This window comes from Methanobacterium petrolearium (assembly GCF_017873625.1).
GTDB lineage: Archaea > Methanobacteriota > Methanobacteria > Methanobacteriales > Methanobacteriaceae > Methanobacterium > Methanobacterium petrolearium.
In genome coordinates this window covers 1-13,146 of sequence record NZ_JAGGKL010000015.1, presented here as the reverse complement: position 1 = coordinate 13,146, position 13,146 = coordinate 1, and the positions used below count along the sequence as shown (strand labels likewise).

Here is a 13,146-nt window from a genome sequence, read left to right as displayed (position 1 = left end):
AAAAACATGAAAACATCAGGAGGTGATTTAATGACCTGTAAATCAGGTATTACTGGAAAAAAGAGTGTAAAACTGGATGATTTTAATCATCATTCTTCAAAAGATGCGGATGAGGAAAGAAAAATCAAAAACCTCATAGCATCTTATTTGAAGTTCAGGTAATCATAACATAGGGGCATCCATCAACCGATCATCATCCTCAAATGTAACACCTCAGATGCCCCTACTTATATTGCCTTTCTTTCAAATACTGAAATCTTTTTCCTGAAAACTCCTTTTTTTTCCAAGGTATGTTAATGAAATTTTATTTTAAATCCTGACTTTTAACCTACTAAATCCAGTTAAAAAGGAGAAAAGTAGTTTAATATTAGTAACAAGTCATGATGGGCAGTTTGTATAGAGAATTTTTATTTAACTTTAGATTATCTAACTTAGGAGGACAGCATAATATGAAATGTAAAATTTGTGGTTGTGTTTTTGATGAAAATAAAAGGTCTAATACTTGTCAGGGATGTCCTGTCCACAACTGTAACATGATCAGATGTCCTAACTGTGGATTTGAACAGTTACCTGAATCAAAAACAGGATCAAAATTGGCTAAATTTTTATCTTCATTTTTTAAACCTTCAAATCAAAAGTAGTCAACTAATCCATAAACTAAGTGGATTTAATTATGGATTTTTTTTGGATGTATTTAGGATTAAAATCAAAAAAAGTGAAAAAAGGACTAAAAATGGGAAAAAATTGAATCCAATAACTTTACAGTTCCCAAAAATGGAAAAAAATTTAAATATTATTGATAATGAATTCTTGAATATAACATGTTGGAAATAATTCGATAACCTATCATTAAAAAGATGTGGGTGAAATCAATGGTTAATCCGTGGTTTTTACTATTTATTGGGGTGGGAGTGGAAGTGGTGGCCACTACTTGCCTGAAACTATCTGAGGGTTTTACTAAAGTATGGCCTTCTGTTGGGTTTCTCCTTTTCTTTGCCATTGGCTTTTACCTGTTTTCAGTATGTATGAATCATATTGAAATGGGGATTGCATATGCAGTTTGGGCAGGATTAGGAATTGGATTAATAGCTATAGTGGGCGTTATCTTTTTCAGTGAAGAGATAAGTTTTTTAAAATTTCTGGCAATTGCAATGATTATTGGGGGAGCTGTGATTCTTAATATGACCAGCACAGGATAATAATTAGTACCATAAGTTTTTTACCACACTTCCACCAACGTGACTAGTATGTCCATCAACAAAAAAGGAATCATATTACTGGGGGGCATATTATTGGTGGGATTAATCCTATTTTCCACTATTTTTATTTCATTAGCAGGAACAGGAAATGACTGTTCGAGTTGTGTTGGCTGCACAGATTGCTACATTGGTATAAATTCAACAGAAGAAGCCCAACTATTTAACGAGTTAGATGGTATAGTTAAGAATTATATTGCGGAAAAAGAAAATATAACAGACCAATCAAATATCCAAACATATATAATATTCAAATCAAGAAATGAGTCATTTGTAACTGTTGATGTTAACGAAAAAACCTGGAATGGGACCTGGTTATATTCTAACGGCGAGTGGAATCCTGGAGAAGATTTTCAGAGTCATTAACATGAACATTCCCAATATGGTTCTACAGGTTTAACACACAATTATCTGAGTTTAATTCTAGAGGGAAAAATTTCTTTAAATGGTGAAGTCATGAGTTTTGTTGTTAACTTCTTCCAATTATTTTATCAGATAATTCTGGAAAACTCTTTTTTTATCCTGGTAGGATTTTTGATGGCAGGCTTAATTCACATGTTTCTCCCTTCTCACCTACTGGAAAAATTAGTGGGAACTTCAACTCTTGGAGGAATCATAAAGGGAATCTTAGTGGGTCTTCCACTTCCAATATGTTCCTGTGGAATTGTTCCTGCAGCCATAGCCTTAAAAGATAAGGGTATTCGGGATTCAGTTTCAGCATCTTTTTTAGTTTCAACATCAGGATTTAGTGTGAGTTCGGTTATACCGTCCTACTCATTCCTGGGACTGCCATTAACCCTTATGCGGCCAGTGATAGCAGCAATTTCTGGTGTAACCGCCGGTTTACTGGTCCATTTTATTGGGGAAAATGAGACTACACATATAAATCACCTTAACTGTCCGGTTAAAGACCATAATAGTGAAAGTCACTGTGATGGATGTGGAAATAAATTCATTAACTTTAATGGCAAGTTCAATGAAAAGGAGGGCAGTGAATTTAAATCTAATATTGGGGAGGGTGGGCCTACCAGTGATTATAATGGTAACTGGGATGATAGGGCCTATGCTAAAATCAAAGAAATCGTAAGATATTCCTTTAAGGACTCATTTGCCGATGTTTCAACATCACTTCTGTTTGGTCTGCTTTTTGCAGCATTGATAGGTGCACTTATGAGTATGGGAATGCCCTGGGACTTTTTAAAGACTTTTGCATCTGATCCAGTGTTATCCCTTTTCATATTATTGCTGGTGGCAATTCCCATATATGTCTGTCCCACAGCTTCCATCCCTTTGGCACTGTCCTTTATCTTCATGGGATTCACTCCTGGAAGCATACTGGTTTTCCTTTATGCAGGTCCTGCCACCAACATGGCTTCCATGTCAATGATTCTCAGCAAGTTCAAAAAAAGGTTCCTCACCAGCTACATAGTTTCCATAGTGAGTGTATCTCTTATTATGGGATATTTGGTCAATTTATTCAGCAGTTATTTTATTCAGGGTGTTAGTATCACTGATCTAAGTGCATACACCAGTTTTGTTCCTTACTCAGTGAAATTATTATCCTCAGTTTTAATGGTTGTTCTGATAATATATGGGATATACAGAACCCATTTTTCATCCAAAAGAATAATCAAACGTTAACATTAAAATTATTTTTTCATGTTAAGTATAACCCAGGTACTAACTCTAATCCAGTTAATAAGGACGGAATCACTTTGATCTAACAATTTTTCATAATTAGGCACATTTTCAATTTTCAGGAGATCTGGCAGTGTTTTCATTAGAGAAATTGCAGTTTTTTCAGCTGCTCCTTGGCTGGCTAGCCCCCAACTGGTTTCATCGATAAGGTGTAGGATGGATGCAACCAGGGACACAACCAGTGGATTTTTGGAAAAATCATGAAGGTTTTCCATGAATTTAGTTTTATCCGGCTCTTGGTAGGCACTTCTGGCATGTTCCCAGTAATTTTCAGGGTCAACTTTGAAACGTTCCAATCGAACCAGCATATCACATTGAGAATCAGGATTCAGGTTACTCTGTTTTGACAGAGATTGTTTAGTGGCTTCAATCACGCTTTTTCCAATGAGTTCTCCCAGTTTTGAATGTTTCCCTGCACTGGTTAAAACGTCTTCACTTTCCATGTTGGAGATTATTGCTATGTTATCTGTTCCAGAACCAGTTGCAACGCCGTGAGAGTACTTGCTGGGTGCCATGAGTTCCTGGAGAGCAACTGTCTTTGCCTCCACTGCAGTCATCATTGATCTTATGAGGGTACTTTCAGATAAGTTACAGTTAACTATTAAAACAGTATTTATGGTGCCCACCTCAAATTCATAAGTCCCATTTAGTTCATAGTATGATGCAGTATCTCCAGCCCGACCACCATTAACCTCAATTCCCGCAGTTACTATGGCAGTAACTTCTATCTCTCGGAAAGTTTTAGTTATTATGGCAACATTATCCATATAAGCCACAGTCAAAAAGCCAGAAGTCCTTCCTGGGTCCATTCCCATTTTTTTTGCAGTATTCCTCATAAATTCAGGTACAGGGCCATTTTCTAGGTGATCAATCTCGCTTTGATTCAGTTGATGGTTAAATATAGCCTGGAGATCTTCCCGGTAACCTCCATTAATCCATGAAGTGATTACAGAATTCCGATTCTCAGGTAATTTGATAAGAATGGACCTTCCAAGTCTGTAAACCTTTTCTCCAGTATCTGTTTGGTGGATGAGTTTAAATGAATCCCTGTATTCCTTTGTTTTACTTTTTTGAATTTTCAAATCAATTCACCTTTAAGGTAGGATCTATGTTATTGTGAACATGGTTGCGTTTACTAATTAGCCATATAAAACAAATAAATAATAGGAATTTAGAGATATTAGAACCTCACCTGTCCTATTAATTATGTATATAAATTTCCCCTCAATCATTTAAAGTGTAATATAGGCATTCTCTGCGCAATTTCAAGAGTTCTTTCTTCTTATTTTGCAGGTCTTCCACTTCAAGTAATATATCATCCAGTTTTCTCTGTATGCAATCTACTGTATCGTCCTGATGGATCCACAGGCAATCTGTGCAATCCCATACTGGTTTTCCTTTAATCCATTTACCTCCAGTAGAAGAGTCTCCGCAGGGGTAGAATGGACAGTAACAGAAAGTGCAGTTTTGGCAATGATAATGACAGGGATAGTCAGAACAATCAAAGTTAGGACCTTCTACACCTTCACCTGCCAGGTAATTCTCATAGAACTTTCTGGTAAGGGGATGAATCACAGGGTATAAGACATAACCCCTGGGTGTTACCATTTTACCATTCTGAATGTAAGTGAACTTGTTTCCTAATACAAGCAGAGGGGATTTGTCAACATCATCCCAGTTTATATTTCCCATAGTGCTTACAACATATTCAGATAATCTGGATTCAGGTACAGGGGATGTGTTTGAAGTTTCTTTTAATTGGGATACTTCCTTTAACTCAGATACTGGAAGGATTTTAAAAATTCCCACGGGTGTGGAATCATTTAAAAGCTCTTTTAAAATTTTATGCACATCCCTATGGTCTGTTCCAGGGATTTTCTGGAGTATGAGAATGAGTTCTGCTGCTACGGCGTTCTTTAACCGGTTTTTCATCTCACATAAAGGGATGGTGGCATCGTTCAAATTTATAACTGCAAAATCATTAAGTGTCCCTAAGGTGGTAGATGCATAGGCTACTGCAGTTACTCCAGGAACCACTTTTGCTTCCACATCCGGATATTTATCCAGGGATTGATAGAAAATGTTAAGAATTCCCTCTGCCTCAGGATCAGATGATATTAAGGCCACATTTTTGTTGTCTAAAGATTTAAGAATAGTTAAATGAACCATCTCTTCTTTTGCTATGTTCTCTCTTATAGTTTTTTTGCCTTTTATCAGATCTTCTATCTGTTTAAGATGAAAAGAGTTGCCAATGATTAAATCTGCCTCATTCAGGATATTTAAGGCCTGGAGAGTTAGATGTTCTTTTGAATATCCAATTCCCACTATATATATCATCATCTAACCTTGTTTTAATTATTAGCTGGTTCTTTTTCTGGGGATTCTTTCATGGCTGGACTGATAAATCTGTCTTTAGCTCGATTAAATATCCTTTCAAATAGGCTGAAGAACAGGAAAAGGAGCACAGCATTGGTAACAGCATGAATAAGATCAAAGGGGAAGCTTGCAGCATAAACTCCGATCACACTGGTTAGAGTGATGCTGCTTAGGAACGGTAACATAGAAAGGTTGGTTATCCACCCATAGAGGAATCCCCAGGCAAAACCAAAACCTGATCGTAGGTACTTGTTTTTGTCAAGTTTGCTACTTAATATTCCTGCAGTTAACCCCATCAGTCCCCAGGCAATCATTTGCAGCACTGTCCAGTACCCTAACCCTAGAAACAGACTCAGTACCAGGGGGGTTAGAATTCCAGTTACAAACCCGGTTTTTTTCCCGAAAACTATTCCTGTGGTGATTATTATGAAAGATGCCACTGTAAGCCCGGGTATGGCAGCTGTGGGAAGATCTCCCATAACCGATATTGCAACTAGAATTGCAATCAACACTAAATGTTCTACACTTGGTTTTGATTTTTCGAAAATTCTAAAAAAGGCTAAAATAATTCCAATAATTAATAAAAAGAATAGTATCCAGCTTCCTAAAGTCATAAAATCCATAAACTCCCACCTCAATTTATTTTGATTTATTTTCAAGTAAAATTTAATACTGTTATAATCTTGATGGAATATAAATATGCTGTATTAAATCATGTTCTTAATAATAAGAATGAAAATAATACTTATTTCTTATATCAAACAATTTTAAACCCTAATTTTTATTGCAGTTAAAATTGGTTGTTATGGAGTTTTGGTATAGCCCAAATCCGTGTTATTATCTATTAATTAAGTTTACGAAAAATCTGATTTTTTTAAAGAAATCTTTAGATGTTCCATTCTCTCTTCACATCACTCAGAGTCACACAATTGGGCAGGTAATCCTTTACCATCCTGTTCACGAAGGTTGTGTAGAAGTTGTTATTGGAAAAAACGGGTTTGGGTTCATCATCAACCTGTATTCCGCCGTCAAAGAGTAATATACATCTATGGGAATATTCTGCAGCAAAATCAATGTCGTGAGTGGTCATTACAATGGTTAAACCATCACTTTGTAGTTTTTTCATCAAATCAGCAAAGTGAAGTTTAGATACTGGATCAATACCTTTAGTGGGTTCATCCAAAATTAAAACATCTGGTTTGGTTAACAAAGCCTTTACAATGGCGATTTTCTGTTTTTCACCACCACTACAATCATAGGGATGTTTATCCATTAAATCTTCAAGACCAAATAAATGGATAATATTCTGTTTTTCCTCTTCAGATGCAAATCTTTTACTCTTTAATTTAGAAGATTCAGCAGGTGAAATAGCACTATCAGAATGGTCTTTGGATCCTAGAATGGATCTGAACAATTTACCCAACCCTCCATTTTCCTGGGCTAACTGTTCTGGAGTTAGTCCTGATGAGTATTCTGAAAACTCTTCTTCTACAGTTTCCTGGCGGAAATGAATCATAGGGTTCTGGTGAACATAACCCAGTCTGAGACCCTTTTTATAGGTAATTTTCCCTTTTTTGGGCTTCATAAGTCCGGCTAATATCTGTAACAGGGTGCTTTTACCAGTTCCGTTTCCTCCTATAATACTGAGAAATTCTCCCTTTTTAATATCAAAATTAATTCCCTTTAAAACTAAATGATCCTGTATGTAACCAAACCAGATATCATCACATTTAATCAGGGTATTTTCATTTTCTTTGACAGTTCCTTTAGAATATTCTGTATCTGGGGTCCTTTTGTAGTTGGTTGTGGATAGGGAGTTGTGGGATTTTTTCAGTTCACCGTCCAGAAGATTTAGATTTCCACGTCCCTGACGTATGTTAAGGGGTATTTTTAGTTCATTTACATAATCATACTTTGATCCCAGGAGGAAGTTGATACGGGTTACAGCCGGCAAATAATTACTGAATATTTCGTTGTTCCATGCTTCCTGACATATACTTCGGGGTCCATCAGAGTATTTTATGCATCCATCCTCTAGAAACACTGCTTTATCAATGAAGGGGAACATGTTATCAATCTTATGTTCAGTGGCCATTATGGTGATGGAAAATTCTTCGTTCAATCTTCTAAGGATAGTTAGAAAATCATAGGCTGCAATGGGGTCAAGTTGTGAGGTTGGTTCGTCTAAAAGAAGTAATTTGGGTTTTAACACCAGAAGGGAACATAGATTTACCAGTTGTTTCTGGCCACCGGAGAGTTCATTGACATTCTTGTAAAGATATTTATCCAGACCAAAAAAAGCAGTCATCTCTGCAACCCGGTTGCGAATTTCATTGGTGGGTAATCCCATATTTTCCAGGGAAAAAGCTATCTCCTGGAGTACATTGTCTGAAACAAATTGATCTTCAGGATTTTGAAATAAAAAACCAATTTCAGAGGCAGATCTCTCATCTTCCATGTTACGTATGTTCTCCCCATCATAATAGATCACACCATCACAATCCCCCACAGGCCGTATCTCGTTTTTTATGTTAGCCAGCAGAGTAGTTTTCCCAGAACCGGATGGTCCGCAGAATAAAACAAATTCTCCATCATTTATATCGAGATTTATGTTGGAAAGAGCATTTTTTTGGTGGGGATATTTGAAACTGAAATCTTCAAATTTGATCAAGCTCATCAAATATTTCTCCTCAACTTTTTTTCTTTATTAGTTTTTTTTAGAATCTCCATTATCTTTCTCTTGATAAGTTAATCGGTGCGATTTAATTTTTTGGCGCCATATAAACTTTTCTCTGAGTTCAAGGTAGATAAGTGGCATTAATAACATTAAAAATGCTAAATAGTACAGGTTCAAAATGTTTTCTGAAGCATTGAATTTCAGGGTTGGATAAATTTCAATCCTCCCATAACCCTGCGCCAGGCCAGCAAGGCTGATGAATGTCATTACAATGATGAATGAAATGAATAAATAGTCTATTTTTCGGAATTCATATGATAAGTAGCTTGTCCGGTCTTTTATACCATATCCTCTGGCTTTCATCGACTTTGCAGTGAGCATAGACTCTTCCAGTGACCATGAAACCACAACTGCCAGCATCTGGGCGGTTTTTTTAATTCTTTCTATCCTGGATTCACCCTTTTGTTGTTCATCCTGGTTGAATTTGAAGATCTTATTCACCTCACTTAACCGATAAGTCAGAAGGGGAATAAAACGCAGTGCCATCACGATTATCATGGAAATATGAGGGAATCTCTTTGAAAAAAGATAAAGCATCTCTTGATAAGAAACTGAACGATTATATGAGGCGAATACAAGTAATATGATTAGGAGGGAGAGACTCATTAAAATCCCATATACCAAAGCCTCCAGGGTGATGTAATAACTTCCCATAATATATATGTGGGTGGTTCCCACTTTTGATGCCAAAGGGTTTAAAATGATTATTAAAATGGACATAGGAATAAAAAACTGGATTACACTCTTAAATTCATGACTGATACCCTGCATGGCAATCAGAATAGAAATACAGATTAAAAAGGATACAAGATAGTAAGGGTCGTTGAACATGAATGCAAGTAGTATTAGTAGCAGATAGTAAATAACATATACTCCAGGATGTATTATTGTCAGATTCAAGGTTCAGCACCTTTAAAATAATCTAAATTTATTATCATGTAAGGTCTATATTTCATTCGTTTATTTATTTTCATAAGATTTTTTTATAATCATGGATTAGAAAAGATTTAGATAGATTTAAGGGACCTAGATATCTAAGTCCCTTATTGTGGCACCTTTAGGAAAACAAGGAGTTTTCTGGACCCTATTGGTGTCATTTATGTAGGTTTATGGATCAATTTACTCCTTTAATTTCATAACATATAAACTTTACTTGAGTTTTTTTAAAGTATCATGGAAATATTTAAATATGATTTATTTCAAGTAAATCTTAATAATAATAAAATAAAATTGATAAAGGAGGTAAAAAATGCATAAAGGAATAAAGCTGGCTACGATAATAGCGTTTCTGCTGTTATCTTGCGCTACTATTAGCGCAGTTAGCGCGGCTAATATATATACTATCACTGATGACTCGTATACTAATTATTTCAACGCATCCGGATATATTAATGATACGAACATCATCAGTGGAGATGTGTTAGATTGTTCAGGAGCGATAAATAACAAGGATATGTATATTGATCGTCCCTTGAATATAACTAGCAGTGATAAAACTGGGACCATCTTCAATGGAACCATAACCATTCTGAGCAGTGGTTCAGGGACCAATGTCACAGATTTGGTTATTAACAACACCAATCACAATGGTAACATTGCCCCAGGATCCATAGTCATTGCTGAATCAGAAAACAACACTATAGCTAACAACGTGGTCCTCACCAGTCAAGAAGGGGATGATAGTTATGGTGTTTGTTTAATAGAAGCAAATAATAATCAAATCAATGGAAACACTATCACCACCACAGGTGATGGTACGGGGTCGGCTAAAAAAGGTGATGGTAAGTTCACCTATGGTGTTTATTTAGAAGAATCCAGTTCCAATGTGTTTGATTCAAACACAATTACCACAACCGGAGTTTCAGCCGATGTTGATTGGTCCGACTGGTTAAATGGTGGTGTGTATCCTACCACAGGTGTGTTTTTATACAGTGCTTCCGACAACAACGATTTCATAAACAACACTATAAATACAGATTACAATCTGATACACAGCACCACCGGTTATGACACTCTGTTAGGTGTTCGCATACACCAAGAAAGTTGTGGAAATAACTTTGCTAATAACACAATTAACACCAACGGATTTTCCTATGCCTACGGTGTAGAAATTGTAGGAACTTACGGTTGCCTAACATCATCTGGCAATATTATTTCAGGAAACACCATCAGCACGGTTGGAGATAATTATGCCAACGGTATTAAGGTAAGCACCTACACCGAAGATACTCTAGTTTCTGGAAATGACATCAGTGCCACTGCAGATAACTTTGCTTATGGTGTCTATCTGGAGAATTTTGGAGGATCAGAAGGACTTAAAAATGTCACTGTCACTGGAAACAATGTCCTGGCATCAGCCGATGAATCTTATGTTTTGGAATTATATGAAGCCAGAGGTCACACCATTACTGATAATGTGTTTAATGGTGTGGGTGAAGATGGATGTTACGGTATTCACCTCATGAGTGCATCTAACTCCAATAACATCAGTGGAAATAATGTTACTGTGAATGGTGATGGGATTACCTATGGTGTCTATCTGGAAGATTCAAGTTCCAACATAGTCGATTCTAACATTGTGAATACTACTGGTTTTGCAGGGGATGTGGACTGGTCACCCTACCCCGACCCAGGAATTTACTCTACTATTGGGGTGTTCCTGTATGATAGTTCCAACAATAACATACTCACCAATAACATTATAAACACAGATTACAATGCCATAAGTGCATCAGGATTCGACACTATGCTTGGTGTTCGGTTATGTGAGGACTGTAATGGAAATAACCTCACCGGAAACACCATCAATACCAATGGATATTCCTATGGTTATGGTCTGGAGATTGTAGGTGCATTTGGTGCTGTTAGTGAGGGTAATATTATCTCAGGTAATGATATCAGCACTGTTGGAAAAAATTATGCCAATGGTGTTAAAGTAAGCGGATACACCAAGGATACAGTTATTTCTGAAAACGACATCAGTGCTATTGCAGATAACTTTGCCTATGGTCTTTACCTGGAAGATTATGGTAATAACTTGCAGAACGTCACTGCCACAGGAAACAATGTGTTTGCCTCAGCCATTCAAGCCTATGTTCTTGATTTGTATAGGGCAACAGGCCACACCATCTTAAATAATATATTTAATGGTGTGGGTGGTGATGAATGCTATGGTATTCACCTCGTGGAATCCAATGCCAATAACCTCAGTGGAAACAATGTTACAGTAAATGGTGATGGAATAACCTATGGTGTGTACTTGGATGGTTCAAGTTCCAATGTGTTTGATCTCAACACTATCCATACCACTGGATTAGCAGGTGATATTGACTGGTCAGATTATTATATGGGAGGAATTTATCCAACATTGGGAGTGTTTATAAGCAACGGTTCTGCCCAAAACAACTTGACCAATAACAACATAACCACAGACTATAACAATATAAGTGAATCAGGTTATGACACAATATTGGGTGTTCAGATAAGAAATGACTGCGATGAAAACACACTCAGTGGTAACATCATAAACACTATTGGAAATAACTACGCCTATGGTCTGGAAGTTGTAGGAGGTTTCGATTCAAGTACATATGAGTATTTAGAATGCGAAGGTAATGTGATTTCTGACAATACAATAAATACTGTTGGGGAAAATCATTATGCCAATGGTATTAAAGTGGGTGCTATTACTCCATACACCCAGATTTCAGGAAATAACGTCAGTGCTACAGCCCCTGATTTGGCTTATGGTATCTACCTGGAGGGTGGTTTTCTTGGACCACTTCGTTATGTTAGTGTAAATGATAACATTATACAAACAGCAGCTAACATCAACTATATTATTGAATTATACAGTGCCAGTGGTTCTAATCTTGCCAATGGTAACCAAATCACCAATAACATGCTAACTGGTGTGGGAAATTACACATTAGGTATCTCTACATATCAAACCAAATACAACACCATAACTAACAACACCATTACCATAACTGGCAATAATACAGCAGAACACATACCCAACGGAGAAGCAATCCCTGAAGGAAATGATGGAATAAAATTATACTACAATTCCAATAATAATATCGTAAATGGAAATATTATTAATGGATCCATTGTCAGTGGTACAGATAGTTCTAGTGGAATTCACCTACATCGCAGTACAGGTAACACTCTGGAAGCCAACACCATCGATGCTAACTCCAACTTCACAAACGGAATGTTCCTTCAAAATAATTCCAACGAGAATGTGGTTACAAATAACATAATCAGTGGAAACGTTTTTGCAGGAATTTTCGTTAACGGATCTTCCAACAATGAGATCAACAATAACAACATCCTGGGCAATCAGGGAAACGGAATAAGTGTCAATGCTTCAGATAACAACACAATCACCAACAATGACATCAATAACAATGGAGAAGATGGAATAAACGTTGAACAATCCACTGGCAATGGGATAACAGACAATGAAATCTATGAAAACCAGGGAAAAGGAATAAGCACCACCAATGCAGAGGATAACACCCACGAAAATAACAACATCCATGACAATGGAGAATCTGTAGAGGTAAATAGTGCGGATCCTGCTAACAACGCAGTAAACGTACCTTGTAACAAAGTGATTAACATAACATTCAGTGATAGTATCAAAGCAGTTAACATGTCAATCCAACTAACCAACAGCGGCGGAACAGTTATACCCACAACAACTGCAATCAACAATAACATATTGACCATAACTCCTACAACCTTACTGATAAAAGGAACACAATACATCTTAACCCTGAATGCAGGTAGCATAACCGATCTTGTGGGTAATCCTCTAGCATCATACACCAGCGTTTTTACCGCAACTACAGATAGTACTGTGCCTAAACCTACTGCAGGTAGTCCTGCTAGGAATGCTGTGAATGTTGCGGTGAGTAGGGTGATTACTACTACTTTCAATGAGGATATCGTTGTTGCGAATGCGGCTGGTGTTCGTTTGGTTAGTAGTAGTGGCACTGTTGTTCCTGTGACTGTCTCAGTATCAGGTAAAGTTCTAAGTGTTACACCTACTTCAGCGCTTAACAGAGCCAC

The 13,146-nt window shown here is 36.8% G+C and carries 11 protein-coding genes; 6 read left to right on the top strand and 5 right to left on the bottom strand.

Features of this window, described 5'->3' with window-relative positions; genetic code table 11:
• The first annotated feature begins 30 nt into the window (after positions 1 to 30).
• From J2743_RS12195 to J2743_RS11370, 5 genes are all read left to right on the top strand, one after another.
• Entirely contained in the window at positions 31 to 162 is a 132-nt protein-coding gene (locus J2743_RS12195) for a hypothetical protein (RefSeq protein WP_280904817.1), read from the top strand.
• Positions 163 to 449: 287 nt separating this feature from the next.
• Positions 450 to 641: a DNA helicase PriA gene (locus J2743_RS11385; RefSeq protein WP_209627309.1), complete on the top strand. Its 192-nt coding sequence runs from the start codon at positions 450 to 452 to the stop codon at positions 639 to 641.
• 231 nt (positions 642 to 872) lie between these two features.
• Positions 873 to 1,199, top strand: a complete 327-nt coding sequence (locus tag J2743_RS11380; protein ID WP_209627307.1) for a DMT family transporter — start codon at positions 873 to 875, stop codon at positions 1,197 to 1,199.
• A gap of 48 nt (positions 1,200 to 1,247) precedes the next feature.
• A complete protein-coding gene (locus tag J2743_RS11375) occupies positions 1,248 to 1,622 on the top strand; it encodes a hypothetical protein (protein ID WP_209627305.1) in 375 nt (124 codons plus the stop codon).
• A gap of 90 nt (positions 1,623 to 1,712) precedes the next feature.
• Positions 1,713 to 2,897 (top strand): permease, encoded by a 1,185-nt coding sequence (locus J2743_RS11370; RefSeq protein WP_209627303.1) that lies wholly within the window; start codon positions 1,713 to 1,715, stop codon positions 2,895 to 2,897.
• 8 nt (positions 2,898 to 2,905) lie between these two features.
• Here J2743_RS11370 and J2743_RS11365 read toward each other — a convergent pair whose 3' ends face one another.
• The 5 genes from J2743_RS11365 to J2743_RS11345 all read right to left on the bottom strand — a co-directional run bounded on the left by J2743_RS11365 (position 2,906) and on the right by J2743_RS11345 (position 8,967).
• Positions 2,906 to 4,036 (bottom strand): adenosylcobinamide amidohydrolase, encoded by a 1,131-nt coding sequence (locus J2743_RS11365; RefSeq protein ID WP_209627301.1) that lies wholly within the window; start codon positions 4,034 to 4,036, stop codon positions 2,906 to 2,908.
• Positions 4,037 to 4,178: 142 nt separating this feature from the next.
• Positions 4,179 to 5,294 carry a cysteine-rich small domain-containing protein gene (locus J2743_RS11360; RefSeq protein WP_245248304.1) on the bottom strand — a complete coding sequence of 372 codons (1,116 nt, stop codon included), beginning with the start codon at positions 5,292 to 5,294 and terminating at the stop codon, positions 4,179 to 4,181.
• An 11-nt stretch (positions 5,295 to 5,305) separates the two neighbouring features.
• Positions 5,306 to 5,953, bottom strand: a complete 648-nt coding sequence (locus tag J2743_RS11355) for an ECF transporter S component (protein ID WP_209627299.1) — start codon at positions 5,951 to 5,953, stop codon at positions 5,306 to 5,308.
• A gap of 263 nt (positions 5,954 to 6,216) precedes the next feature.
• On the bottom strand, positions 6,217 to 8,007 hold the full coding sequence (locus J2743_RS11350; RefSeq protein ID WP_209627296.1) for an ABC transporter ATP-binding protein: 1,791 nt from the start codon (positions 8,005 to 8,007) through the stop codon (positions 6,217 to 6,219).
• 30 nt (positions 8,008 to 8,037) lie between these two features.
• Positions 8,038 to 8,967, bottom strand: coding sequence for an energy-coupling factor transporter transmembrane component T (locus tag J2743_RS11345; protein WP_209627294.1), 930 nt, complete (start codon positions 8,965 to 8,967; stop codon positions 8,038 to 8,040).
• Between the two features lie 349 nt (positions 8,968 to 9,316).
• Between J2743_RS11345 and J2743_RS11340 the strand changes: the two genes are divergently transcribed.
• The coding region (locus J2743_RS11340; protein WP_209627292.1) for a right-handed parallel beta-helix repeat-containing protein at positions 9,317 to 13,146 on the top strand (3,830 nt) is incomplete at its 3' end.